Raw genomic sequence first — 25,029 nt, 5'->3', positions numbered from 1 at the left:
AGCAGGCATCTCGGTGTGAGGACAGGGCTCGGGCAGCGCACAGGCGCGCTGCCCGAGCCCTGACTCACGTACGGAACAGGCCCTCTTTACGATCACGAGCATCACGAGCCCTCCTCTAGGAGTCCCCTCAATGAAGACGATCGACGAACTTCTCGCCGACGGCGTGGACGGCAAGCGGGTCTTCGTCCGCGCCGACCTCAACGTGCCGCTCGCCGACGGCACCATCACCGACGACGGCCGTATCCGGGCCGTCCTGCCCACCGTCAAGGCCCTCGCCGACGCGGGCGCCAAGGTGGTCGTCGCCTCGCACCTGGGCCGCCCCAAGGGCGCCCCGGACCCGGCCTTCTCGCTGCTGCCCGCCGCCGAGCGGCTCGGTGAACTCCTCGGCGCGCCGGTCGCGTTCGCCCAGGACACGGTCGGCCCCGCCGCCCACGACGCCGTGAACGGCCTCCAGCCCGGCCAGGTCGCGGTCATCGAGAACCTGCGCTTCAACCCCGGCGAGACCTCCAAGGACGACGCCGAGCGCGGCGAGTTCGCGGACCGGCTCGCCGCCCTCGCGGACGTCTACGTGGGCGACGGCTTCGGCGCGGTCCACCGGGGGCACGCCTCCGTGTACGACCTCCCGGCCCGCCTGCCGCACTACGCCGGCTACCTCATCGCCACCGAGGTCGGCGTCCTGAAGAAGCTCACCGAGGACGTCAAGCGCCCCTACGTCGTCGCGCTCGGCGGCGCCAAGGTCTCCGACAAGCTCGCCGTCATCGACCAGCTGCTCGGCAAGGCCGACCGCCTGCTCATCGGCGGCGGCATGGCCTACACCTTCCTCAAGGCCAAGGGCTACGAGGTGGGCGTCTCCCTCCTCCAGGAGGACCAGATCCCGGCCGTCAGCGAGTACCTGGAGCGCGCCGAGAAGCAGGGTGTCGAGCTGGTGCTCCCGGTCGACGTCGTGGCTGCCCGGGAGTTCCCGGACCTGAAGGCCAAGGCACCCACCGAGCACACCGTGGTCGACGCGGACAAGATCCCCGCCGACCACCTGGGCCTGGACATCGGCCCCAGGTCCGGCGAGCTCTACGCCGCGAAGCTCGCCGACGCCGCGACCGTCTTCTGGAACGGTCCGATGGGCGTCTTCGAGCACCCCGACTACGCCGAGGGCACCAAGGCGGTCGCCCAGGCCCTCGTCGACTCGAACGGCTTCTCCGTCGTCGGCGGCGGTGACTCCGCCGCGGCCGTGCGTACGCTCGGCTTCGACGAGAACGCGTTCGGCCACATCTCGACCGGTGGCGGCGCCTCCCTCGAATACCTCGAGGGCAAGACGCTCCCCGGCCTCGCCGCACTGGAGGACTGACCCCGCATGACCACTCGCACGCCGCTGATGGCGGGCAACTGGAAGATGAACCTCAACCACCTCGAGGCCATCGCCCACGTCCAGAAGCTCGCCTTCGCCCTCGCGGACAAGGACTACGAGGCCGTAGAGGTCGCCGTCCTGCCGCCCTTCACCGACCTGCGCTCGGTCCAGACCCTGGTCGACGGCGACAAGCTGAAGATCAGGTACGGCGCCCAGGACATCTCGCAGCACGACTCCGGCGCCTACACCGGAGAGATCTCGGGCCCGATGCTGGCCAAGCTGAAGTGCACGTTCGTGGTCATCGGCCACTCCGAGCGCCGGCAGTACCACAACGAGACCGACGAGCTGGTGAACGCCAAGGTCAAGGCCGCCTACAAGCACGGCCTGACCCCGATCCTGTGCGTCGGCGAGGAGCTGGACGTCCGCGAGGCCGGCGACCACGTCTCCCACACCCTCGCCCAGGTCGAGGGCGGTCTGAAGGACCTCCCGGCCGAGCAGGCCGAGTCGGTCGTGATCGCCTACGAGCCCGTCTGGGCCATCGGCACCGGCAAGGTCTGCGGCGCGGAGGACGCCCAGGAGGTCTGCGCCGCCATCCGCGGCAAGCTCGCCGAGCTGTACTCGCAGGAGGTGGCCGACCAGGTCCGCATCCAGTACGGCGGCTCCGTGAAGTCCGGCAACGTCGCCGAGATCATGGCCAAGGCCGACATCGACGGCGCCCTGGTCGGCGGCGCGTCGCTGGACGCGGACGAGTTCGTCAAGATCGTGCGTTTCCGCGATCAGTGAGCCCGGCCGTGAGTAGGCGGTAGCGGCGATCCGTCGTACTCTTGCGGGGGCACGGCCAGTGCGCCGTGCCCCCGTCGTCCATCCGAATCCGAGGAAGTTGGTCCAGCCGTGGTTTTGGGGTTCTCGATCGCCCTGATCGTCTTCAGCCTGCTGATGATGCTGCTGGTGCTGATGCACAAGGGGAAGGGCGGCGGCCTCTCCGACATGTTCGGTGGCGGCATGCAGTCCTCCGTCGGCGGCTCCTCGGTCGCCGAGCGCAACCTCGACCGGATCACGATCGTGATCGGTCTGCTGTGGTTCGCGTGCATCGTCGTCCTCGGCCTCCTGATGAAGTCGAACAGCTGATCCCAGCTGATCGGCGCCTCACAAGCACACATATTCCGTACGCAAGGCCCCATGTTGGGTACGCGCTCCAGAGTGCGGCCTATCATGGGGCTTGCGTCTGCAGAGCGGGGCTCTTGTAACTCCAATCACTGGACGCGCGTTGGGCCTTACGTAAACTGAGGCGCTCGCAGCGAAGCGAAACGCCGACTCGCTTCGCGGCACCATCACGCAGGGAGTTACGACCGTGGCAAGTGGCAACGCGATCCGAGGTAGCCGGGTCGGGGCGGGGCCGATGGGCGAGGCCGAGCGCGGCGAGTCCGCGCCGCGTCTGCGCATCTCCTTCTGGTGCTCCAACGGGCACGAGACACAGCCCAGCTTCGCCAGCGACGCGCAGGTGCCCGAGACCTGGGACTGCCCGCGTTGCGGCTTCCCGGCCGGTCAGGACCGGGACAACCCGCCGGACCCGCCGCGCACCGAGCCCTACAAGACGCACCTCGCGTACGTCAGGGAGCGGCGCAGCGACGCGGACGGCGAGGCGATCCTCGCCGAGGCGCTCGCCAAACTGCGGGGCGAGATCTAGGAGTTGAGAACCGGCCGGGTGCCTGCGGGCGCCTGGCCGGAGCTGTTTCTCCTGCCGGTTCATCCGCCGTTTCCTCCGCCGGTTCCCCGCCGGTGCTTCGTCGGTCCTCCCTCTGCCGACGGCCGATTGTCAGTGGTGCCCTCTACGGTTTGTGTCAGGCCAGCCGTGAGGGGGAGTCGTGACGACGGTCGAGAGTGCGGGCAAGGCCGCGCCCGCGTGGCGTGGGGGCTTCGGGCGGCTGTGGACGGCCGCCGTCGTGTCCCGGTTCGGGGACGCGTTACGGACGGCAGCGCTGCCCCTGCTCGCCGTGCGCCTCAGCGACGAGCCGCTCGTCGTCGCCTCGGTGACCGCCTGCGGGTACGTCCCCTGGCTGCTGTTCGGGCTGCTGGGCGGCGCCGTCGCCGACCGAGTGGACCAGCGGCGCGCCATGTGGGTGGTGGACACGGCACGCGGCCTGATCGTCGCCGGTTTCGCCCTCGCCGTGGGACTCGGGCATGCCTCGATCCCCCTGCTGCTGGCGCTCGCCTTCGCGCTGACCACCCTCCAGACCCTCTTCGACAACGCCTCCACGGCCCTCCTCCCGTCCCTGGTGGACAAGGAGGCCCTGGGCGCCGCCAATGCCCGCCTGATGACCGGGCAGCAGCTCGCCGGCGGCCTCCTGGCGGGCCCCTTCGTGCCGCTGCTGCTCACCGCGGGGGCCTTCATGCCGTTCGCGGCCGACGCGGGTACGTACCTGGTGGGCGCCGCGCTCGTGGCCTCCCTGCGGATACGGCCGGCCGAGCGGGAGCCGCGCCCGTCCGGCAGCACCCTGCGCGCGGAGATCGGCGCAGGCCTGCGCGCCCTGTGGCGGGACCGGGCGCTGCGCGCGGTCTGCGTGGCCACGCTGCTGTGCAACATCGGCATGGGCGCACTGATCGCCACGCTGGTGCTGCACGTGACCCGCTGGCTGGACGCGGGCAACGCGGGATACGCGGCCGGGATGACGGCCTACGCGGCCGGAAGTCTGCTCGGCGGCTTCGCCGCCCAGCGGATCGCGCGGCGCACCGGGCGGGTCGGGGCGCTGCTGGTCGCGGGCGTGGTGCAGACCTCGTCCCTCGTCCTCATCGGCACCGTCCGGCACCTAGGCGCCCTCCTCGCCGGGATGCTGCTGCTGGGCGCGATGAACATGGTGTGGAACGTCAACCAGGTCACGCTGATGCAGCAACGCAGCCCCGCGGCGATGGTGGGGCGCGTCGCGTCCGCCTTCCGCACCGCCTCGACCTCCGGCGCGCCGCTCGGCGCCCTGCTCGGCGGCGCCGTGGCCCGGGCCTGGGGGCTGAACGGGCCCGCCCTGTTCGCGGCCGTGCTCTTCGCGCTGGCCGTCACCTCGTTGATACCGGCGCGTCGGCCGGACGTACCTGTTGTTGCGGCGGACGACGGTGCGACGACCGCTCACGTCACTCGCTGATCAACTAGGTTGGAACCGGCAGCGGGGCAAGGTACGCAGCAGGGACGGGTAGGAAAGAAGGCTGAAGTCCGAAATGAACGCAGACGGCCGTACCAGGCTCAACCAGACGCCCGAGTGGACCGCTCTCGCCAAGCACCGGGAGGAACTCACCGACACCCATCTGCGGGACCTGTTCGCCGCGGAACCGGGGCGTGGCGCGGGGTACACCCTCCAGGTCGGTGACCTGTACGTCGACTACTCCAAGCACCTGGTCACCGACGAATCGCTGCGGCTGCTGCGCGAGCTGGCCGCCGCCACCGGCGTCTTCGGCCTGCGGGACGCCATGTTCCGCGGCGAGAAGATCAACACGACCGAGGACCGGGCGGTCCTGCACCTGGCGCTGCGGGCCCCGCGCGACGTGGTGATCGAGGTCGACGGGGAGGACGTCGTCCCCGCGGTGCACGCCGTGCTCGACAAGATGAGCGACTTCGCCGAGCGGGTCCGTTCGGGTCAGTGGACGGGGCACACCGGCAAGCGCATCAAGAACGTCGTCAACATCGGCATCGGCGGCTCGGACCTGGGTCCGGCGATGGCCTTCGAGGCGCTGCGCGCCTACACCGACCGCGGCCTCACCGTCCGCTTCGTGTCGAACGTCGACGGGGCGGACCTGCACGAGGCCACGCGTGATCTGGACGCGGCGGAGACGCTGTTCATCATCGCCTCCAAGACCTTCACCACCATCGAGACCATCACCAACGCCACCTCGGCCCGCGCATGGCTGCTGAGCGAGCTCGACGCCGGCCAGGACGCCGTCGCCAAGCACTTCGTGGCCCTGTCGACGAACGCCGGGAAGGTCGGCGAGTTCGGCATCGACACGGTCAACATGTTCGAGTTCTGGGACTGGGTCGGTGGGCGGTACTCGTACGACTCGGCGATCGGGCTGTCCCTGATGATCGCCATCGGCCCGGCCCGGTTCCGGGAGATGCTGGACGGTTTCCGGATCGTCGACGAGCACTTCAGGACCGCGCCCGCGGAGTCCAACGTGCCGCTGCTGCTGGGGCTGTTGGGCATCTGGTACAACAACTTCTTCGACGCCCAGTCGCACGCGGTGCTGCCCTACAGCCACTACCTGTCCAAGTTCACCGCCTACTTGCAGCAGCTGGACATGGAGTCCAACGGCAAGTCCGTGGCGCGGGACGGGCAGGAGGTCGAGTGGCAGACGGGGCCGGTGGTGTGGGGGACGCCGGGCACCAACGGGCAGCACGCCTATTACCAGTTGATCCACCAGGGTACGAAGCTGATCCCGGCGGACTTCATCGGCTTCGCCGAGCCGGTCGCGGAGCTGCGTGACGAGCTGAAGGCGCAGCACGATCTGCTCATGGCCAACTTCTTCGCCCAGACCCAGGCGCTCGCCTTCGGCAAGACGGCGGACGAGGTGCGGGCCGAGGGGGTGTCCGAGGAACTGGTGACGCACAAGACCTTCCAGGGCAACCGGCCGACGACGACGATCCTCGCGCGTGAGCTGACGCCGTCCGTGCTCGGTCAGCTCGTCGCGCTGTACGAGCACAAGGTGTTCGTACAGGGGGCGGTGTGGAACATCGACTCCTTCGACCAGTGGGGCGTGGAGCTCGGCAAGGTCCTCGCCAAGCGGATCGAGCCCGCGCTGACGGAGGGGGCGGAGGTGGCGGGGCTGGACGGGTCGACGACGGCGCTGGTCGCCAAGTACCGGGCGCTGCGGGGGCGCTGACGCTCGTCTGGGCGGGGTCCGTGGGCTCCGCCCAGCCTGCTGCACCCCCGGCTGGGGTTCGCCCCGGACCCCGGCAGCCTCCCTCAGGCCACCGCGCTCAACGTGTCCGCCAGCCTCCGGCGAGCCGCGCGGGCAGCCGGGAGGGTGGACAGGGTGGCGGCGCCCAGGACTGCGGCCAGTGCGAAGGGCAGGAGGAGCAGCGCGGACGGAGTCTGCGCGATGCCCGCGCCGATGCCGCTGGAGCGGCCCTGGGTGTTGATCAGCCAGTGGGCGAGGGGGAGGCCCAGGGCTGTGGCGGTGAGGACCGCGGCCAGGGCCGTGCAGCTGGTCGCGGTGACGGTGATCGCGGTGATCTGGCGCGGGGACATGCCGATCGCCTTGAGCGCCAGCAGGTCCCGCTCGCTCTCACGGACCGTGCCGCCGATCGCGGTGAGCAACTCGATGAGGCCGATCAAGGCCAGGACGGCGATCAGCCCGACCACGACTCCGCGCAGCGGGGACAGCCCGTCGGCCGGGTTCGTCACGGCGTGCACGTCCAGGTGGCCGAGTCCGGCCGACGCGAGGGCGGTGGCGACGTGGAGCGGGTCGGCGCCGGGGTTCAGCCGCAGCTGGTAGAGGGTCGGGGCCAGAGCGGGGTCGTTCTCGCGGAGGGTGTCCAGGGAGGTGGAGATGACCCGGCCGGCGTTCTCCGGCTCGATGCTGCGGCCCACGATGTGCAGGATCTGCGGCTGGTCGCCGACCGTCATCCGCACCCAGTCGCCGACGCGCACGTCCAGCAGGTCCAGCAGGCCCTGGCCGGCCACCGCCTCGTCGGGGCCGGTCGCGGGGCGGCCCGCGGCGAGCGCGTACGGGTAAGGGTCGTGGCGGGTGCCGAGACCCCGTAGGGCGATGGTGGCGGTCTGGCCCGGGACGAGGGCGGCCACCTCGACGCCCGGGTAGACGGCGGCGACCCGGGGGTCGTGGTCCAGCAGGGCCCGGGCCTCCCCGTCGCTGATGCCGCTGTCCGAGCGGACGGTGAGCGCCGCGGGGAGGCCCATCCGCTCGGGGCTGCGGTGGAAGCGGTCGATGGTGGTCCAGGCGCTCATCGCGACCACGATCAGCAGCAGGGGCAGGGCAAGTCGCCCGACCGTGGCGAGCGTGCGCGGACGGCGGGTGAACGCCTGGTGCCAGCCCAGGACGAGCGCCGGTGGCAGGCGTAGGCCCAGGGCCCGGCGCGCCAGGCCCGTCAGACGTCCCCCGGCCGGAGCGGCGGGCCGGGGCACCGGCACCGGGGGCACCCGTCCCGACCGCCAGGCCGCGAGCCCGGTGACCGCGCCGATGAACAGCACCGCGCCCACCGGCACCGCGACCAGGGCGACCGTGTGCCCGGGCAGCCCCTGCCACACGCCGATCGCGTCGCCGAGCCGGCCGGGGATGGCAGTGCCCAGCGCCTGGATCAGCCCGGCGGCGGCCACGGCGCCCAGCAGGGCGTACGCGACGTGCTGGAGCAGGAAGATCCGGACGACCTGGGCAGGGGTGAAGCCGATCGCCTTCAGCACCGAGATGTCCCGCAGATGACCCCGGATCCGGGTGCCGATCGCGCCGTGCACCGCGAAGCCCGCGGCGAGCAGCGCGCCGAGGCCGAACAGGCCCAGCACCTGGCCGAGCAGCCGGTTGTCGCCCTGCGCCTCGGCCCGCGCCTGCTGCCAGGTGGAGACCTCGCCGACCGCACCCGCGCCGAGCACGGTGACGGCACGCTGGACGGCGTAGTCGGTGTCGCCGGGGTCGGTGAGGCGAAGCCCGATCACCCGGCCGCCCGGTCCGCGCAGGGCGGACGGCGGGGCCCAGACCAGTCCGGGCTGCTCGCCCGCCCGGTAGCGGGGCTCGGCGCTGTCGGCGACGCCCACGACGGTCAGCTTCCGGGAGGTGCCGGGCAGGGTGAGCGTGTCCCCGGGCTCGGCCAGCAGCGCACGGGCGAAGCGGCTCTCCAGGACGACACCGTCGGGGTCGCCGGGGTCCAGCCAGTGGCCCGAGGTGAGCAGCGGGCGGCCCACGGAGGGCTTCCCCGACGTGGCACGCAGTTCCACGGAGGCGCGGGTGCCGCGCGAGGAGACGGTGGCGGACTCGGTCCGGTAGGGACCGGCGACGGATGCCACGCCGTCCAGTGAGGCGAGGCGGCCGGTGTCCGCGGACCGTACGGTGTGGATCCACACATGGGCGCCGCGGGACTGGGTGAAGACCCGCTGCCAGGGGTTGGTCGCATAACCGAACAGCGCCGTGGCCAGCAGCAGCGCGCCGACGATGCCGGCGGTGGCCAGCACGATGAACAGCGCCTCACCGCGATGCGTGCGCAGATCCGAGTGCGCCCAGCGCAGGGTGGCTCGCACGGGTGGTCAGTCCTTCAGTTCCAGCACGCCGGCCGTCCCCGGACGACGGCGCGACGGTGTGCCGTCCAGTTCCGCGTCGTCGGCGATCCGCCCGTCGAAGAAGCTGATCACGCGGTCGGCGGCGCTCGCCAGCCGGGCGTCGTGGGTGACGAGTGCGATGCTCTGCCCGCGCTGGTGGAACCGGGACAGCAGCCGCATCACCTCACGGGTGCCCTTGCTGTCCAGGCTGCCGGCGGGCTCGTCGGCCAGCAGCATCGGGGGATGGTTGACCAGGGCGCGAGCGAGCGCGACCCGCTGCTGCTCGCCGCCGGACAGCTCGCCCGGCATGCTGCGCTCCTTGCCCTCGAGGCCCAGCTCGGCGAGCAGCTCCTCCCGCTCGGCCCGCGCCTGCTTCGGCGAGCGGCCGACGAGCAGCGCGGGCAGCTCGACGTTGTCGGCGACCGACAGATTGGAGACCAGGTTGAAGAACTGGAAGACGATCCCGATCCCTTTCCTGCGCTCCTCGGCCCAGCGCGCCTCGCTGTAGCCGTCCGTGCACCGGCCGTCCAGCCAGATGCTGCCCTCGTCGGGCCGTTGAAGCCCGCCCAGCAGGTGCAGCAGCGTCGACTTGCCGGCCCCGGACGGGCCGGTGATCGCCACGAACTCGCCCTGCCGCACGGTCAGGTCGACCCCGCGCACGGCCCGGGCGGGCGCGCCCTCGCCGTAGTGGGTCTTGACCAGGCCCTCGGCACGCAGCAGCGGAGCGGGACTCTCGCTCACTCCAGCTCCTCCAGTTCCTCCTGGCACCGTTCCAGCCAGTCCAGGTCGGCCTGCAGGTGCAGCATCGCGCCCTCGATCAGCAGTTGGGCGATTCGGTTGTCCCGGCTCTCGGCCGCGGCCAGCTTCGACAGATCACGCATGGTGTTGAGGTACTGGCGCCGCTGCTTGTTGATGAGGGCGATCTGGTCGGCGAGACCGGCCTGCGGGGCGAGGGCGAGTTTCATGAAGAACTCGTCCCGCACCCGCGGTTCGTCCTCGGGCTCCTCGAACCAGACGCGCAGCGCCTCACGCCCGGCTTCGGTGAGGCGGTAGACCTTTTTGTTGGGCCGGCTGGACTGCTCGACGTCCTCGCCCTCGATCAGTCCCGACTTCTCGAGGCGGCCGAGTGTCACATAGATCTGGCCGACGTTCGGCTGAGGGTACGCGGAGCCCAGCAGTTGCTCAAGGCCCTGCTTCAGCTCGTAGCCGTGGGCGGGACGGCGCGCGAGGAGTGCCAGGAGGGGCAGGCGCACTCGTGCTCTCCTCCTAGTCTGCGTAATGTGCTCCAGGCCCTAGTATCGCCCATACCTAACAGGTATACATGGCCTCTGACCCAACGGCGAGGATGCCTTTGGGCCGGTGTACGTGTTCAGGGAGGAACCTATGCGGTGGATACGCGCCGCCGGTAGGGGCCTTCTCGTCCTCGTCGTGGTCATGACCGGGTACACCGTCTCGGGTGCCCGCTCCGACGAGGGCGGCACCGGTGGTCGCGGCCCGCTCACCCTGGCCACCGCCGGTGACCTCACCGGCTATCTCGGGCCTCTCCTCGAGGGCTGGAACCGCACCCACCCCGGCGAGAAGGTCAAGCTGGTCGAGCTGCCGGACTCCGCCGACGAGACCCACGCCCAGATGACCACCGACCTGCGCGGCGGCGACCGCAGCCGGTTCGACGTGCTCAACATCGACGTCAACTGGACCTCGGAGTTCGCCGCCGCCGGCTGGATCCGGCCCCTGCCGAGAGACCGCTTCCCCCTCGGCACCTTCCTGAAGCCGGTCGTCGGCACGGCCACCTACGACGGGCAGCTGTACGCCGTCCCGTACGTCACCAACGCCGGCCTGCTCCTGTACCGCAAGGACATCCTGGACAAGGAGGGCGTGCCGCCGCCGCGCACCTGGGCCGAGCTGGAACACGACGCCAAGACCATCGCGCCGAAGTACGGGCTCGACGGGTACGCGGGCCAGTTCCTGCCGTACGAGGGCCTCACGGTCAACGCGGCCGAGGCCGTCTACTCGGCGGGTGGGAGCATCCTCGGCGGCGAGGGCACCCGCGTCACCGTGAACTCGGCGGCGGCCCGTGAGGGCATCGGGTTCCTCGCCCGCGGCTTCCGTGAGGGCTGGATCCCGAAGCAGGCGCTGACGTACAAGGAGGAGGAGTCCAAGGACGCCTTCCAGGACGGCCGGCTGCTCTTCCTGCGCAACTGGCCCTACGCGTACGCCGTCGCCTCGGCCAGGGGCTCCAAGGTCGCCGGGAAGATCGGTGCCGTACCGCTGCCCGGACCGCACGGGCCCGGAACGAGTGTCCTCGGCGGCTCCAACCTGGCTGTGAACACCCACGCGCAGCACCCCGACTCCGCCGCGCGCCTCATCTCATACCTCACCAGCGAGCCCGTCCAGCGCCAGGTCCTCACGCGCGGTTCGCTGCCGCCCGTACGCGCCGCGCTGTACAAGGACCCCGAGCTCGTACGGAAGTTCCCGTACCTGCCGACGCTGCGTGCCGCTCTGCGCGACGCCGAGCCGCGCCCCAAGAGCCCGCGCTACGACCAGGTCTCCCTGGTGGTGCAGGCGGTCGTGCACGACGCGCTGACCGGGCAGGAGACGCCCAGGGCCGCGGTGCGGCGGCTGGCGCGGGAACTCGACGCCGTCGCCCGTCGATAGTCACTCGGACACTCGGTCACTTAGTTACTTGTTAGGTAACGCGGACGTCTCATCTGGGTTCATTGCGCCCCGATAAGTCCGGATTTCAGCCACCAACTCCTCAGTAGCCTCTGTTCTTTTCATTGACACCTCTGTGAAGCGCCTACCTAACATGCATGCATAACTGCTGCCCTTCACAGAGACAGGCCCCAGGGTTGAACAGGCATCATTGGTGGCGTGACGCGGTGATCTACCAGGTCTACGTCCGCAGCTTCCTCGACAGCACCGGCGACGGCATCGGCGATCTGGCCGGCGTCCGGGCCGGGCTGCCGTACCTGAAGAAGCTCGGCGTCGACGGCATCTGGCTGAGCCCCTTCTACCCCTCGCCGCAGCACGACCACGGCTACGACGTGGCCGACTACTGCGGGGTCGACCCGCTCTTCGGTGACCTGGTCGAGTTCGACCTGCTGGTGGCCGCGGCCCGGCGGCTGGGCATCAAGGTGCTCCTCGACATCGTCCCCAACCACTGCTCCAGCGATCACCCGTGGTTCCGCGAGGCGCTGGACAGCGCACCCGGCAGCCCGGCCCGAGCCCGCTTCCACTTCACCGACGGCCGTGGCCCGGACGGCGGCGAGCCGCCCAACAACTGGCACGCGATGTTCGGCGGCCCGGCCTGGACCAGGGCCGGCGACGGCCAGTGGTACCTGCACATGTTCACGCCCGAGCAGCCCGACTGGAACTGGCGCGACCCCGAAGTGCCCGCCGAGTTCGACCGGGTCCTGCGCTTCTGGCTGGACCGGGGCGTCGACGGCTTCCGTATCGACGTGGCCGCCGGCCTGTTCAAGCACCCGGACCTGCCCGACTCCGACGACCCGGAGGCCGACGCCCGCACCCGCGACTCCGTCAACCCGCTCGCCTGGAACCAGCCCGAGGTGCACGACGTGTGGCGGCACTGGCGGTCGGTCTGCGAGGAGTACACGGCACGCGACGGCCACGAGCGCCTGCTCGTCGGCGAGGTCTCGGTCCCTTCCGCCCGCGAACACGCCCAGTACGTCCGCCCCGACGAACTCCACCAGGCCTTCTTCTTCGACCTGCTCAGCGCCCCCTGGGACGCCGAGGCCTTCCGCAAGGTCATCTCCGAGGCCATGGCGGACATCGCCGGCACGGGCTCCACGGTCACCTGGGTCCTCAACAACCACGACCAGGTCCGCACCGTCACCCGCTACGGCGAACCCGCCATCGGCGGCAGCGGCCCAGGGCCTGCGTCGGAAGTGGCGCCTGCCGGGCGACGCCTGGCACGCTCCCCCAGCCTTCGGCCGGGGGGACCCCCATCGCCGCCGCCCGGCCCGCCCTTCGGGCGGACGACGCCACTTCCGACGCAGGCCCTCGGCCCCGCCCGCGCCCGCGCCGCCGCGCTGCTGATGCTGGCGCTGCCCGGAGCCGCGTACATCTACCAGGGCGAGGAGCTGGGCCTGCCCGAGGTCGTCGACCTGCCCGACGACGTGCTCACCGACCCGATCTTCCGGCGCACCGGCAGCCGCGCCCGCATCCGCGACGGCTGCCGGGTGCCGCTGCCCTGGTCCGGGCAGGCCTCCCCGTTCGGCTTCACGCCGGGAGCGGAGAGCGCCAAGCCCTGGCTGCCGCAGCCCGAGTACTTCGCCGAGTACGCCACCGACCGCGCCCTCGCCGACACCCGCTCCTTCTGGCACCTGTACCGCGACGGCCTCCAACTGCGAGCCGCACTCCCTCAGTTGGGTGAGGGCTCGCTGCGCTGGCTGGACACCCCGCCGGGCGTCCTCGGTTTCGTCCGCGGCGACGGCCTGGTCTGCGCCGTCAACTTCGGTACGGCGCCCACACCCGCGCCGGTCTCCGGCACCCCCCTGTTGTCCAGCGGCCCCTGCCCGGCCGGGGTGCTCCCCGGTTCCACGGCCGCCTGGTGGATCAACGATCTCTGATCGCCCGTCATTTCGCCCGTCAACTCGCCCGTCATTTCTTCACCCCTCGAAGGGACATCAACGATGATGCGACGACGCACCACCCTGCTCACCGGCTGCACCGCCCTCGTCCTGGCGCTCGGCGCGACCGCCTGCGGCGGCGGCCCGGTCTCCTCCGGCGGCGGCGACAAGGCCCTCAGCGGCCAGACCGTCACCGTGGCCGGTGTCTGGTCCGGCAGCGAGCAGAAGAACTTCCAGAAGGTGCTGGACGCGTTCAGCGCGAAGACCGGCGCCAAGACGCAGTTCGTGTCCACGGGCGACAACGTCTCCACCGTCGTCGGCAGCAAGATCGAGGGCGGCAACGCGCCCGACGTCGTCATGGTCCCGCAGGTCGGCGTGCTCCAGCAGTTCGCCAAGAAGGGCTGGCTCAAGCCGCTGTCCGCCACCACCGAGAAGTCCGTGGACGCGGGCTACGCGCCGGTCTGGAAGAAGTACGGCAGCGTCGACGGCAAGCTCTACGGCCTGTACTTCAAGGCCGCCCACAAGTCGACCGTCTGGTACAGCCCCGACGCCCTCACCCAGGCCGGGGTCAAGCCGCCGAAGACGTACGCCGAGCTGCTGAAGGCCGGGCACACCGTCTCCGACTCCGGGCTCGCCGCCTTCTCGGTCGCCGGGCAGGACGGCTGGACCCTGACCGACTGGTTCGAGAACATCTACCTCTCCCAGGCCGGCCCCGAGAAGTACGACGCCCTCGCCGCCCACAAGCTGAAGTGGACCGACGCCAGCGTGGTCAAGGCGCTCGGCACGCTCGGCAAGCTGTTCAAGGACAAGCAGCTGATCGCGGGCGGCCAGAAGGAAGCCCTCAACACCGACTTCCCGGGTTCGGTGGAGAAGGTGTTCGGGCCCAAGCCCGAGGCGGGCATGGTCTACGAGGGCGACTTCGTCGCGGGCGTCGCCCACGACCAGTTCGGCAAGACCATCGGCAAGGACGCGAACTTCTTCCCGTTCCCGGCCGTCGACGGCGGCAAGGCGCCCGTCGTCAGCGGCGGTGACGCGGCCGTGGTGCTGAAGGACGGCAAGAACTCCAAGGCCGGCATGAAGCTCCTGGAGTACCTGGCCACCCCCGAGGCCGCCGCCGTGTGGGCGAAGGCGGGCGGCTTCCTGTCCCCGAACAAGGCACTCGCCCTGAGCTCCTACGGCGACGACGTCACCCGTGCCACCGCCAAGTCCCTGATCGCGGCGGGCGACACGGTCCGCTTCGACATGTCCGACCAGGCACCCGCCTCCTTCGGCGGCACCAAGGGCGTGGGGGAGTGGAAGCTGCTCCAGGACTTCCTGCGTGACCCGTCCGACCCGAAGGGGACCGCGGCGAAGCTCGAGGCCGCCGCGGCCAAGGCCTACCAGGACTGAGCCGGCAGATGACCGCAACCACACTCGTGAAGCAGAAGGGGGCGGGCTCTCCGCCGCCGGGCCCGCTCGCCGACCGCGCCCGGCGCTCGCGGCGGCGCGGCCGGATCATCGCCCTGCTCTTCGTCTTCCCCGCACTGCTCCTGCTCGGCGCGCTCGTCGTCTACCCGGTGCTGTTCTCCGTCGGCCGGAGCTTCTTCGACGCCTCCGGCTCGCGCTTCGTCGGCGCGGACAACTACACGGAGATGTTCCGCGACCCGGCGACGCTCAAGGCCATCCGGAACACGACCATCTGGGTGGTCGTCGCCCCCGCCCTGCTGACCGGGCTCGGCCTGATCCTCGCCGTCCTGGTGGAGAAGGTCCGCTGGGCCACCGCGTTCAAGCTGCTGCTGTTCATGCCGATGGCGGTGTCCTTCCTCGCGGCGGGCATCATCTTCCGGCTCGCGTACGACGAGGACCCCGGCAAGGGTGTGCTCAACGCCGCCGTGGTCTCGGTGCACGACGCCTTCAAGGGCGCCTCGACCTATCCGACGGCACGCGCTCGGGTGGGACAGGACCTGACCCAGGGGAGCGACGGCTCGTACGAGACGAAAACCGGTGTGTCACCGGGCGGCCTGGTGACGCTCCCCATGGTCGGCGTCCTGCCGGGGGACCTGCCGAAGGGCGCCGCGCCCGCCTACCCGGCGGCCGGTGGCAAGGCCCCGTCCGGTGAACTGCGCGGCGTCGTCTACCTGGACTTCACTCCCGGCGGCGGAGGCAGGCAGGGCAAGGTCGACCGGCGGGAGAGCGGGCTGCCCGGCATGAAGGTCGAGGCGGTGCGCGGTGGGCAGTCGGTCGCGAGCACGACGACCGCGTCCGACGGCTCCTTCCGCTTCGCCGGGCTGCACGCCGGCTCGTACACGCTGAAGCTGCCCGAGTCGAACTTCGCACCGCCCTACCAGGGCGTCTCCTGGCTCGGCCCGACCCTCGTCACGCCCGCGATCATCGGCGCGTACCTCTGGATCTGGACCGGTTTCGCGATGGTGCTGATCGGTGCCGGGCTGTCCGCCCTGCCCCGGGACGCGCTGGAGGCGGCCCGGATGGACGGGGCGAACGAGTGGCAGATCTTCCGCAGGATCACGGTCCCGCTGCTGGCCCCCGTGCTGACCGTCGTGTTCGTGACCCTGGTCATCAACGTGATGAAGGTCTTCGACCTCGTCTACATCATCGCGCCCGGCCCGGTGCAGGAGGACGCGACCGTCCTCGCGACCCAGATGTGGCTGGTGTCCTTCGGCGGCGGCAACAACCAGGGGCTGGGCAGCGCGCTCGGTGTGCTGCTCCTGCTCCTGGTGATCCCCGCGATGGTCTTCAACGTCCGCCGCTTCCGAAGGAGTCAGCGATGAACGCGGTCAGGCGCGGCCTGGGCAACGGTCTGGTCCAGGCGTTCCTCGTGGTGATCGGCCTGGTCTGGCTGACTCCGCTGGCAGGGCTGTTCGTGTCCTCGCTGCGCTCGGCGCAGGACACCGCCAACGGCGGCTGGTGGACGGCGCTGCAGAGCCCCGGGCAGCTGTCCTTCGACAACTACTCGGCGCTGCTGAAGAACTCCGGGATGACGCAGGCCTTCTGGAACACGGTGCTGATCTCGGTGCCGGCGACCGTCCTCGTCGTCGTCATCGCCTCCCTCGCCGGATACGCCTTCGCCTGGCTGGACTTCCCGGGCCGGGAGTCCGTCTTCCTGCTGGTGGTCGCCCTGTTGGTGGTGCCCGTGCAGATCGGTCTGCTGCCGGTCGCCAAACTCTTCGGTCAGCTCGGTCTGTTCGGCACGATTCCCGGCGTCGTCCTCTTCCACGTCGCCTACGGACTGCCGTTCGCGGTGTTCCTGTTGCGCAACTACTTCGCCGAGATGCCCAAGGAGATGCTGGAGGCGGCCCGCATGGACGGCGGCAGCGAGTGGCGCATCTTCACCCGGCTCGTCCTGCCCGTCGGCCGGCCCGCCATCGCCAGCCTTGCCATCTTCCAGTTCCTCTGGGTCTGGAACGACATGCTGGTGGCCCTGCTGTTCGCGGACAGTTCCTCCCAGCCGCTGACGGTCGAACTCCAGTCGCAGGTACGCCAGTTCGGCAGCAACATCGACGTCCTCGCACCCGGGGCGTTCCTGTCGCTGATCGTGCCGGTGGTCGTGTTCTTCGCGTTCCAGCGGCACTTCGTGCAAGGAGTGATGGCCGGGTCCGTGAAGTAGGGGCGAGGCCAAGACGGAAGGGGCGGCGCGGGAATCCCCGCGCCGCCCCTTCTCTCATGACGAGACCGGCCTCACGGCGAAGCCGGCGGATAAAGCGACCGAGGCAGCTGGGAGGCAGCCGCCGAGTCCAGCAGCCACAGGGTCCGGGAACGGCCCCGGGCACCCGCGGCCGGGGCCTGGATCTCACCCGCACCCGACAGGGCGATCGCTGCGGCCTGGGCCTTGTCCTCGCCGGCGGCCAGGAGCCAGACCTCGCGGGCCGCGCGGATCGCCGGCAACGTGAGGGTGATCCGGGTCGGCGGCGGCTTGGGCGCGCCGTGCACGCCGACCACCGTCCGCTCGGTCTCCCGGACGGCGGGCAGCTCCGGGAAGAGCGAGGCCACATGGGTGTCCGGCCCGACGCCCAGCATCAGCACGTCGAAGGAGGGAACGCTGCCGTGGTTCTCGGGGCCCGCGGCCTTGGCCAGCTCCGACGCGTACGCCTCCGCCGCCGCCTCCACGTCAACGCCGTACGGACCGTCCGAGGCGGGCATGGCGTGCACGCGCTCCGGGTCCAGCGGCACCGCGTCGAGCAGCGCCTCGCGGGCCTGGGTGACATTGCGCTCCGGGTCCCCCTCGGGGAGGAAGCGCTCGTCGCCCCACCACAGGTCCAGCCGCGCCCAGTCGATGGCGTCCCGGGCGGGGGCCGAGGCCAGCGCGGCCAGCAGGCCGTTGCCGTTGCGGCCACCGGTGAGCACCACGGACGCGGAGCCGCGCGAGGACTGCGCGTCCACGATCTTGGTGATCAGCCGGGCCGCCGCGGCCTGCGCCATCAGCTCCTTGTCGTGGTGGACGACCAGTTGCGGGGCACTCACTTCGACGCCGCCTTCTTTTTTACCGGAGCCTGCGCCGTCGCTTCCTTCGCGGGAGCTTTCGCAGCGTCTTCGACAGGGGTCTCGACGGCGACCGCGTCTCCTTTGGGCGCCGCGTCCGGCGTCGGAGCCGCGGCGGGAGCTGAGGCCGGGGCCGCAGCCGGGGCCGCAGCGGGAGTCGCCGTCGGAGCCTGGTCGGTGGTGCCGCCGCTCGACGCGGCCAGCCGCTCCACCCCGAACCGCAGCGCCGACGCGTACGTGTCGTCCGGGTCGAGCCGCCGCAGTTCCTCCGCGATCAGCTCGGCCGTGTCACGCCGCTTCAGCGCCACCGCGCGGTCCGGCTGGCCCTCGATGGACAGCGTGGCCAGCGAGCCGTCCGCGCGGTCCAGCGTTATCGGGCCGCCGCTGGTGTCCATGCGGACCGCGGTGAGCCCGGGGCCGGACGACAGGGAGCGCTTGACGGGCACGTCCAGCCGGTCCGCGAGCCACATCGCCAGCAGCTCGCAGCTAGGGTTGAACTCCTCGCCCTCCACCTCGACGCCCTTGACCTCGCACACGACCTGGTCCAGGGCGGCGGCCAGCATCGACCGCCAGGGCGTGATCCGGGTCCAGGACAGGTCCGTGTCGCCGGGCGTGTACGCGGCGGCCCGGGCGGACAGGTCCCGCACCGGCTGCTCGGCGGCGTAGGTGTCGGTGACCCGGCGCTGGGCGAGGGCGCCCAGCGGGTCGTTGGCCGGGTCGAGCGGGGCGTCCACCGGCCACCAGACGACGACCGGGGCGTCCGGCAGCAGCAGCGGCAGCACCACGGAGTCGGCGTGGTCGGACACCTCGCCGTACAGCCGCAGCACCACCGTCTCGCCGGTGCCCGCCTCCGCGCCCACCCGCACCTCGGCGTCCAGCCGGGACTGCGTGCGGTCGCGGGGGGAGCGGGAGACGCGCTTGATGACCAGCAGCGTGCGCGAGGGATGCTCGCGAGAGGCGTCGCCGGCCGCCTTCAGCGCGTCGTAGGCGTTCTCCTCGTCGGTGACGATCACCAGGGTGAGCACCATGCCCACGGCGGGCGTGCCGATGGCCCGGCGGCCCTGCACCAGCGCCTTGTTGATCTTGCTGGCCGTGGTGTCCGTGAGGTCTATCTTCATGGGCGGCGCCAGCTCCGTCCTTCTCGTGCGAGCATCTCGTCGGCCTCCGCGGGACCCCAGGTACCCGACTTGTACTGCGCGGGCCTGCCGTTCTTGTCCCAGTACTCCTCGATCGGGTCGAGGATCTTCCAGGACAGCTCGACCTCCTCGGTCCGCGGGAAGAGGTTGGAGTCGCCCAGCAGCACATCCAGGATCAGCCGCTCGTACGCCTCCGGGCTGGACTCCGTGAAGGACTCGCCGTACGCGAAGTCCATGGAGACGTCCCGGATCTCCATCGAGGTGCCCGGCACCTTGGAGCCGAACCGGACCGTGATGCCCTCGTCGGGCTGGACACGGATGACGACCGCGTTCTGGCCCAGCTCCTCCGTCGCCGAGTGGTCGAAGGGGGAGTGCGGGGCCCGCTGGAAGACCACCGCGATCTCGGTGACCCGGCGGCCCAGCCGCTTGCCGGTGCGCAGGTAGAAGGGGACGCCCGCCCAGCGGCGGTTGTCGACCTCCACCTTGATCGCCGCGTAGGTGTCGGTCTTCGACTTGGCGTTGATGCCGTCCTCTTCGAGGTAGCCGATGACCTTCTCGCCGCCCTGCCAGCCCGCCGCGTACTGGCCGCGCACGGTGGCGCTGCCCAGGTCCTTGGGCAGCCGGACCGCGCCGAGCACCTTGGTCTTCTCCGCGGCCAGCGCGTCCGCGTCGAAGGAGGAGGGCTCCTCCATGGCCGTGAGCGCCATGAGCTGGAGCAGGTGGTTCTGGATCACGTCACGGGCGGCGCCGATGCCGTCGTAGTAACCCGCCCGGCCGCCGATGCCGATGTCCTCGGCCATGGTGATCTGCACATGGTCCACGAAGGACCGGTTCCAGATCGGCTCGAACATGGTGTTGGCGAAGCGCAGCGCCAGGATGTTCTGGACGGTCTCCTTGCCGAGGTAGTGGTCGATCCGGAACACCTGGTCGGACGAGAACACCTCGTGCACGACCTGGTTCAGCTCCTCGGCCGACTTCAGGTCGTGGCCGAAGGGCTTCTCGATGACCGCGCGCCGCCAGGAACCGCCGGTCTGGTCGGCCAGACCGTGCTTCTTCAGCTGCTGGATCACCACGGGGAAGGACTTCGGCGGCACCGACAGGTAGAAGGCGAAGTTGCCCCCCGTGCCCTGCGCCTTGTCGAGCTCCTCGATGGTGGAGCGCAGCCGCTCGAAGGCGTCGTCGTCGTCGAAGGTGCCCTGCACGAAGCGCATCCCCTGGATGAGCTGCTGCCAGACCTCCTCGCGGAACGGGGTCCGGGCGTGCTCCTTGACGGCGTCGTGGACCTCGGCGGCGAAGTCCTCGTTGGCCCACTCGCGGCGGGCGAAGCCGACCAGGGAGAAGCCCGGCGGCAGCAGACCCCGGTTGGCGAGGTCGTACACGGCCGGCATCAGCTTCTTGCGGGACAGGTCACCGGTGACACCGAAGATGACCAGGCCCGACGGCCCCGCGATACGCGGGAGCCGTCGGTCGGCGGGATCACGGAGCGGGTTGGCCCCGGAGCCGGAAGAGGGGGACAATTCAGCCCTCCGAGGGAGCGAGGCGCTGCAGCTCCGCCTCGGTCGACTTGAGCAGGTCGTTCCAGGACGCCTCGAACTTCTCGACGCCCTCGTCCTCCAGCACCTGGACCACGTCGTCGTACGCGATCCCGAGCTTCTCCAGCGCGTCGAGGTCGGCGCGCGCCTGCTCGTAGGTGCCGGCGATGGTGTTGCCGGTGATCTCGCCGTGGTCCTCGGTGGCCTCCAGCGTGGCCTCCGGCATGGTGTTCACCGTGTTCGGCGCCACCAGGTCGGTGACGTACATGGTGTCCTGGTACGCCGGGTCCTTCACGCCGGTCGACGCCCACAGCGGACGCTGCTTGTTGGCGCCCGCGCTCTCCAGCGCGTTCCAGCGGTCCGAGGAGAAGACCTCCTCGTACGCCTGGTAGGCGAGCCGGGCGTTGGCGACGGCGGCCTTGCCGCGCAGCGCCTTGGCCTCGTCGGTGCCCAGCGCGTCGAGCCGCTTGTCGATCTCGGTGTCCACGCGGGAGACGAAGAAGGACGCCACGGAGTGGATCTTCGACAGGTCCAGGCCGCGCTCCTTGGCCTTCTCCAGGCCGGTGAGGTACCCGTCCATGACCGCGCGGTAGCGCTCGAGGGAGAAGATCAGCGTGACGTTGACGCTGATCCCGTTGCCGATGGTCTCGCTGATCGCCGGGACGCCCGCCATGGTGGCCGGGATCTTGATCAGCGTGTTCGGGCGGTCGACCAGCCAGGCCAGCTGCCTGGCCTCGGCGACGGTCGCCTTCTCGTTGTGCGCCAGGCGCGGGTCGACCTCGATGGAGACCCGGCCGTCCTGGCCGCCGGTGGCGTCGAACACCGGGCGCAGGATGTCGGCGGCGTCGCGGACGTCCGCCGTGGTGATCATGCGGATGGCCTCTTCGACGGTGACCTTGCGGGCGGCGAGGTCGGACACCTGCTGGTTGTAGCCGTCGCCCTGCGAGATCGCCTTCTGGAAGATCGTCGGGTTGGTGGTGACGCCCACGACGTGCTGCTGGTCGATCAGCTCGGCGAGGTTGCCGGACGTGATCCGCTTGCGCGACAGGTCGTCCAGCCAGATCGCGACGCCTTCTTCGGAGAGGCGCTTGAGTGCGTCTGTCATGGAATTACATCTCCTACGTGTCGTATATGAGCGTCAGCGCTGGGCGGCCGCGAGCGATTCCCGGGCCTTGTCGGCCACGTTCTCGGCAGTGAAGCCGAACTCGCGGAAGAGGACCTTGCCGTCGGCGGAAGCACCGAAGTGCTCCAGGGAAACGATGCGACCGGCGTCCCCGACGTACTTGTGCCAGGTCAGACCGATACCGGCTTCCACGGCGACACGAGCCTTCAGGGACGGGGGCAGGACGCTGTCCCGGTACCCCTGGTCCTGCTGCTCGAACCACTCCACGCACGGCATGGACACGACCCGCGTGGGGACCCCGTCGGCCTGCAGCCGCTCGCGCGCCTCGACGGCGACGTGCACCTCGGAACCGGTGGCGATCAGCACGACCTGCGCCTCGCCGCCGTCGGCCTCGAACAGGACGTAACCACCGCGCGCGGCATCCTCGTTGGGCTCGTACGCGGGCACGCCCTGGCGGGTCAGCGCCAGTCCGTGCGGCTGGCCCTTGCCGAACTCCTTCGTCCAGCGCCCCAGGATCTCGCGCCAGGCGATCGCGGTCTCGTTGGCGTCGGCCGGGCGGACCACGTTCAGGCCCGGGATGGCGCGCAGCGAGGCCAGGTGCTCGACGGGCTGGTGGGTGGGGCCGTCCTCGCCGAGGCCGATGGAGTCGTGCGTCCACACGTACGTCACCGGCAGGTGCATCAGGGCCGACAGGCGTACGGCGTTGCGCATGTAGTCGGAGAACACCAGGAAGGTGCCGCCGTAGATGCGGGTGTTGCCGTGCAGGGCGATGCCGTTCATCTCCGCGGCCATGGAGTGCTCGCGGATGCCGAAGTGGACCGTGCGGCCGTACGGGTTCGCCTCCGGCAGCGGGTTGCCCTCGGGGAGGAAGGAGCTGTCCTTGTCGATGGTGGTGTTGTTCGACCCGGCGAGGTCGGCCGAGCCGCCCCACAGCTCGGGGACGATCGCGCCCAGCGCCTGCAGCACCTTGCCGGACGCGGCGCGGGTGGCGACGGACTTGCCGGGCTCGAAGACCGGGAGCTTCTCCTCCCAGCCGGTGGGCAGCTCGCCCGCGGCGATCCGGTCGAAGTCGGCGGCACGCTCGGCGTTGTTCTCACGCCACAGCTGGAACGACTTCTCCCACCCGGCCTTGAACTCGCGGCCCCGGTCGAGGGCCTGGCGGGTGTGGGCCAGGACCTCGTCGGCGACCTCGAAGCTCTTCTCGGGGTCGAAGCCGAGAACGCGCTTGGTGGCCGCGACCTCGTCGTCGCCGAGCGCGGAGCCGTGGGCGGCCTCGGTGTTCTGCGCGTTCGGGGCCGGCCAGGCGATGATCGAGCGCATCGCGATGAACGACGGCCGGTCCGTGACCTGCTTCGCCGCCTCGATCGCGTTGTAGATCGCGTGCGGGTCGAGGTCGCCGTCGGGCTTCGGGGCGATCCGCTGCACGTGCCAGCCGTAGGCCTCGTACCGCTTGGCGGTGTCCTCGGAGACGGCGGTCTCGGTGTCACCCTCGATCGAGATGTGGTTGTCGTCCCACAGCAGGACCAGGTTGCCCAGCTTCTGGTGCCCGGCCATCGAGGACGCCTCGGCGGAGATGCCCTCCTGGAGGCAGCCGTCACCGGCGATGCAGTAGACGAAGTGGTCGAAGGGCGACTCGCCCTGCGGGGCCTCGGGGTCGAACAGGCCACGCTCGTAGCGGGCGGCCATCGCCATGCCCACCGCGTTGGCGACACCCTGGCCGAGCGGGCCGGTCGTCGTCTCGACACCCCTGGTGTGCCCGTACTCCGGGTGACCCGGGGTCTTCGAGCCCCAGGTACGGAAGGACTCCAGGTCCTGAAGTTCCAGGCCGAAGCCGGCCAGGAACAGCTGCGTGTAGAGGGTCAGGGACGAATGGCCGGCGGACAGCACGAAGCGGTCACGCGCCACCCAGTCGGGGTCGGCGGGGTCGTGCCGCATCACCTTCTGGAAGAGGGTGTAGGCGGCGGGCGCCAGGCTCATTGCCGTACCCGGATGGCCGTTGCCGACCTTCTGTACGGCGTCGGCGGCCAGGACGCGGGCGGTGTCCACGGCCCGCTGGTCCAACTCGGTCCACTCGAGGTCTGTGGTGGTCGGCTTGGTGCTCACCCTGAGTCAGGGCTCCTCTCCACATGATCGAATTCCGGCTTCTGGGCGCGCGCCCACCGGCTGCCGGTGTGCACTGGGTGCCCACCGGCCGTTGTCGAGCCTACCCCTGTAGGTACGTGCGTTTTTTCGAGCCATTCCAGACTGACGGGCATGTCGGCGATCCGCCTCCCGACTGGCCGGAACGGCATTCGGCACATGAATACGGAGCCGCTCATCTGACTGCTCAATCGAGCCGTCGCACGCACGCCCGGCGGCCCTCGCCAACACGAACGGACCCCCGCGAATGTCCGGGTCTGGGCAACGTCTAAAGTGGCGTGGTACGCGCGAGCCTTTACCGTCGGTTCACACGGAAGGGCTCGCTGGGAGTCTCTGTCAGGGGTGTGCGTGACGGCCGTCGAATCCCGTCCAGTGGGGGTGCTCGGTGCGAGCGAGAGCCCGGTTCACCGGCCGTTCGGGGCCCGTGTCAAGGCGTTCGTGGCTCTGACCAAGCCGCGGATCATCGAGCTGCTGCTGATCACCACCGTTCCGGTGATGTTCCTGGCGCAGCAGGGCGTGCCCGACCTGGGCCTGGTGCTGCTGACCTGCCTCGGCGGCTACCTCTCCGCGGGCGGCGCCAACGCGCTGAACATGTACATCGACCGTGACATCGACGCGCTCATGGACCGCACCTCGCAGCGCCCCCTGGTCACCGGAATGGTCAGCCCGCGCGAATGCCTCGCCTTCGGCATCACGCTGGCGGTCGTCTCGACGCTGCTGTTCGGACTCACCGTCAACTGGCTGTCGGCCTGGCTGTCGCTCGGAGCGCTCCTCTTCTACGTCGTCGTCTACACGATGATCCTCAAGCGGCGTACGTCGCAGAACATCGTCTGGGGCGGCATCGCCGGCTGCATGCCGGTGCTGATCGGCTGGTCCTCCGTCACGAACTCGATGTCCTGGGCGCCGGTCATCCTCTTCCTCGTCATGTTCTTCTGGACGCCGCCGCACTACTGGCCGCTGTCCATGAAGGTCCGCGAGGACTACGCGCGCGTGGGCGTGCCGATGCTGCCGGTCGTCGCCTCCAACAAGGTCGTCGCCAAGCAGATCGTGCTCTACAGCTGGGTCATGGTCGCCGTCTCGCTGCTGCTGACGCCGCTCGGCTACACCGGCTGGTTCTACACGGCGGTCGCGCTGCTCGCGGGCGGCTTCTGGCTGTGGGAGGCGCACGCGCTCCAGAACCGGGCCAAGGCCGAGGTGACGGGCGCGAAGCTGAAGGAGATGCGCCTGTTCCACTGGTCCATCACCTATGTGTCGATCCTGTTCGTGGCGGTCGCGGTGGACCCGTTCCTTCGGTAGCCCCGTTCATACGCCGGTACGGGCGGGGGGGGGGGGGGAAGGCCCCCCCCCCCCCCCCCCCCCGGGGGGGCCCCCCCCCCGCGCGCCCCCCCCCCCCCCCCCCCCCCCCCCCCCCCCCCCCCCCCCCCCCCCCCCCCCCCCGCCCGCCCCCC

General features: G+C 70.6%; 20 protein-coding genes. 12 read left to right on the top strand and 8 right to left on the bottom strand.

The genetic code is table 11. From position 1 onward, the window contains the following. Positions 1–130 precede the first annotated feature (130 nt). The 6 genes from ACH45E_RS11460 to pgi all read left to right on the top strand — a co-directional run bounded on the left by ACH45E_RS11460 (position 131) and on the right by pgi (position 6,202). Positions 131–1,342 (top strand): phosphoglycerate kinase, encoded by a 1,212-nt coding sequence (locus tag ACH45E_RS11460; protein ID WP_361437050.1) that lies wholly within the window; start codon positions 131–133, stop codon positions 1,340–1,342. A 6-nt stretch (positions 1,343–1,348) separates the two neighbouring features. After that, positions 1,349–2,125, top strand: a complete 777-nt coding sequence (gene tpiA / locus ACH45E_RS11455; RefSeq protein WP_361437048.1) for a triose-phosphate isomerase — start codon at positions 1,349–1,351, stop codon at positions 2,123–2,125. A gap of 108 nt (positions 2,126–2,233) precedes the next feature. Then, entirely contained in the window at positions 2,234–2,470 is a 237-nt protein-coding gene (gene secG / locus ACH45E_RS11450) for a preprotein translocase subunit SecG (RefSeq protein ID WP_361437046.1), read from the top strand. 223 nt (positions 2,471–2,693) lie between these two features. Further along, on the top strand, positions 2,694–3,029 hold the full coding sequence (locus ACH45E_RS11445) for an RNA polymerase-binding protein RbpA (RefSeq protein ID WP_003976875.1): 336 nt from the start codon (positions 2,694–2,696) through the stop codon (positions 3,027–3,029). A gap of 178 nt (positions 3,030–3,207) precedes the next feature. Then, positions 3,208–4,476, top strand: coding sequence for an MFS transporter (locus tag ACH45E_RS11440; RefSeq protein ID WP_361437043.1), 1,269 nt, complete (start codon positions 3,208–3,210; stop codon positions 4,474–4,476). A gap of 73 nt (positions 4,477–4,549) precedes the next feature. Continuing rightward, the gene (gene pgi / locus ACH45E_RS11435) at positions 4,550–6,202 is read left to right on the top strand and encodes a glucose-6-phosphate isomerase (RefSeq protein WP_361437041.1); all 1,653 of its coding nucleotides are present in this window, start codon (positions 4,550–4,552) and stop codon (positions 6,200–6,202) included. Between the two features lie 83 nt (positions 6,203–6,285). On the opposite strand, the gene ACH45E_RS11430 is transcribed toward pgi, so the two are convergent. From ACH45E_RS11430 to ACH45E_RS11420, 3 genes are read right to left on the bottom strand one after another with little or no spacing between them, the layout of a single operon-like run. Then, positions 6,286–8,568, bottom strand: a complete 2,283-nt coding sequence (locus ACH45E_RS11430; protein WP_361437038.1) for an FtsX-like permease family protein — start codon at positions 8,566–8,568, stop codon at positions 6,286–6,288. A gap of 6 nt (positions 8,569–8,574) precedes the next feature. Further along, positions 8,575–9,327 (bottom strand): ABC transporter ATP-binding protein, encoded by a 753-nt coding sequence (locus ACH45E_RS11425; RefSeq protein ID WP_361437036.1) that lies wholly within the window; start codon positions 9,325–9,327, stop codon positions 8,575–8,577. Next, the gene (locus ACH45E_RS11420; protein ID WP_361437034.1) at positions 9,324–9,839 is read right to left on the bottom strand and encodes a PadR family transcriptional regulator; all 516 of its coding nucleotides are present in this window, start codon (positions 9,837–9,839) and stop codon (positions 9,324–9,326) included. The genes ACH45E_RS11425 and ACH45E_RS11420 overlap by 4 nt, the downstream gene beginning before the upstream one ends. A 130-nt stretch (positions 9,840–9,969) precedes the next feature. Here ACH45E_RS11420 and ACH45E_RS11415 point away from each other — a divergent pair, with 130 nt between their 5' ends. The 5 genes from ACH45E_RS11415 to ACH45E_RS11395 all read left to right on the top strand — a co-directional run bounded on the left by ACH45E_RS11415 (position 9,970) and on the right by ACH45E_RS11395 (position 16,779). Continuing rightward, positions 9,970–11,241, top strand: coding sequence for an ABC transporter substrate-binding protein (locus ACH45E_RS11415; RefSeq protein ID WP_361437032.1), 1,272 nt, complete (start codon positions 9,970–9,972; stop codon positions 11,239–11,241). Between the two features lie 155 nt (positions 11,242–11,396). Further along, the gene (locus ACH45E_RS11410) at positions 11,397–13,175 is read left to right on the top strand and encodes a glycoside hydrolase family 13 protein (protein ID WP_361437030.1); all 1,779 of its coding nucleotides are present in this window, start codon (positions 11,397–11,399) and stop codon (positions 13,173–13,175) included. Positions 13,176–13,238: 63 nt separating this feature from the next. Further along, positions 13,239–14,564: an ABC transporter substrate-binding protein gene (locus ACH45E_RS11405; protein WP_361437028.1), complete on the top strand. Its 1,326-nt coding sequence runs from the start codon at positions 13,239–13,241 to the stop codon at positions 14,562–14,564. An 8-nt stretch (positions 14,565–14,572) separates the two neighbouring features. Then, positions 14,573–15,943 (top strand): ABC transporter permease subunit, encoded by a 1,371-nt coding sequence (locus tag ACH45E_RS11400; protein ID WP_361437026.1) that lies wholly within the window; start codon positions 14,573–14,575, stop codon positions 15,941–15,943. Next, the gene (locus tag ACH45E_RS11395) at positions 15,940–16,779 is read left to right on the top strand and encodes a carbohydrate ABC transporter permease (RefSeq protein WP_361437024.1); all 840 of its coding nucleotides are present in this window, start codon (positions 15,940–15,942) and stop codon (positions 16,777–16,779) included. The genes ACH45E_RS11400 and ACH45E_RS11395 overlap by 4 nt, the downstream gene beginning before the upstream one ends. A 71-nt stretch (positions 16,780–16,850) precedes the next feature. On the opposite strand, the gene pgl is transcribed toward ACH45E_RS11395, so the two are convergent. The 5 genes from pgl to tkt are packed head-to-tail and all read right to left on the bottom strand — an operon-like array spanning position 16,851 to position 23,545. Next, positions 16,851–17,633, bottom strand: coding sequence for a 6-phosphogluconolactonase (pgl, locus tag ACH45E_RS11390; RefSeq protein WP_361437022.1), 783 nt, complete (start codon positions 17,631–17,633; stop codon positions 16,851–16,853). After that, positions 17,630–18,769, bottom strand: coding sequence for a glucose-6-phosphate dehydrogenase assembly protein OpcA (opcA, locus tag ACH45E_RS11385; RefSeq protein ID WP_361437020.1), 1,140 nt, complete (start codon positions 18,767–18,769; stop codon positions 17,630–17,632). The genes pgl and opcA overlap by 4 nt, the downstream gene beginning before the upstream one ends. Further along, the gene (gene zwf, locus ACH45E_RS11380; RefSeq protein ID WP_361437018.1) at positions 18,766–20,304 is read right to left on the bottom strand and encodes a glucose-6-phosphate dehydrogenase; all 1,539 of its coding nucleotides are present in this window, start codon (positions 20,302–20,304) and stop codon (positions 18,766–18,768) included. Before zwf ends, opcA begins: the two co-directional genes overlap by 4 nt. Before the next feature lies 1 nt (position 20,305). After that, entirely contained in the window at positions 20,306–21,424 is a 1,119-nt protein-coding gene (gene tal, locus ACH45E_RS11375) for a transaldolase (RefSeq protein ID WP_361437016.1), read from the bottom strand. A gap of 33 nt (positions 21,425–21,457) precedes the next feature. Beyond that, the gene (gene tkt / locus ACH45E_RS11370) at positions 21,458–23,545 is read right to left on the bottom strand and encodes a transketolase (RefSeq protein WP_361437013.1); all 2,088 of its coding nucleotides are present in this window, start codon (positions 23,543–23,545) and stop codon (positions 21,458–21,460) included. A 378-nt stretch (positions 23,546–23,923) separates the two neighbouring features. On the opposite strand from tkt, the gene ACH45E_RS11365 reads away from it, so the two are divergent. Further along, the gene (locus tag ACH45E_RS11365) at positions 23,924–24,877 is read left to right on the top strand and encodes a heme o synthase (RefSeq protein ID WP_361437011.1); all 954 of its coding nucleotides are present in this window, start codon (positions 23,924–23,926) and stop codon (positions 24,875–24,877) included. Positions 24,878–25,029 lie beyond the last annotated feature (152 nt).

Origin of the sequence: Streptomyces sp. NPDC020299 (genome assembly GCF_044387825.1) — a bacterium.
Classification (GTDB): Bacteria; Actinomycetota; Actinomycetes; order Streptomycetales; family Streptomycetaceae; genus Streptomyces.
Note: the sequence above shows the minus strand (reverse complement) of the source record. Positions and strands in the feature narration are given on the sequence as shown.

Excerpts from the sequence above, each read along its gene's own strand:
- ACH45E_RS11460 (WP_361437050.1), top strand. The coding sequence starts at position 131 with ATGAAGACGATCGACGAACTTCTCGCCGACGGCGTGGACGGCAAGCGG.
- tpiA (WP_361437048.1), top strand. The coding sequence starts at position 1,349 with ATGACCACTCGCACGCCGCTGATGGCGGGCAACTGGAAGATGAACCTC.
- pgi (WP_361437041.1), top strand. The coding sequence starts at position 4,550 with ATGAACGCAGACGGCCGTACCAGGCTCAACCAGACGCCCGAGTGGACC.
- ACH45E_RS11415 (WP_361437032.1), top strand. The coding sequence starts at position 9,970 with ATGCGGTGGATACGCGCCGCCGGTAGGGGCCTTCTCGTCCTCGTCGTG.
- ACH45E_RS11410 (WP_361437030.1), top strand. The coding sequence starts at position 11,397 with ATGCATAACTGCTGCCCTTCACAGAGACAGGCCCCAGGGTTGAACAGG.
- ACH45E_RS11405 (WP_361437028.1), top strand. The coding sequence starts at position 13,239 with ATGATGCGACGACGCACCACCCTGCTCACCGGCTGCACCGCCCTCGTC.
- ACH45E_RS11400 (WP_361437026.1), top strand. The coding sequence starts at position 14,573 with ATGACCGCAACCACACTCGTGAAGCAGAAGGGGGCGGGCTCTCCGCCG.
- ACH45E_RS11395 (WP_361437024.1), top strand. The coding sequence starts at position 15,940 with ATGAACGCGGTCAGGCGCGGCCTGGGCAACGGTCTGGTCCAGGCGTTC.
- opcA (WP_361437020.1), bottom strand. The coding sequence starts at position 18,769 with ATGAAGATAGACCTCACGGACACCACGGCCAGCAAGATCAACAAGGCG.
- tal (WP_361437016.1), bottom strand. The coding sequence starts at position 21,424 with ATGACAGACGCACTCAAGCGCCTCTCCGAAGAAGGCGTCGCGATCTGG.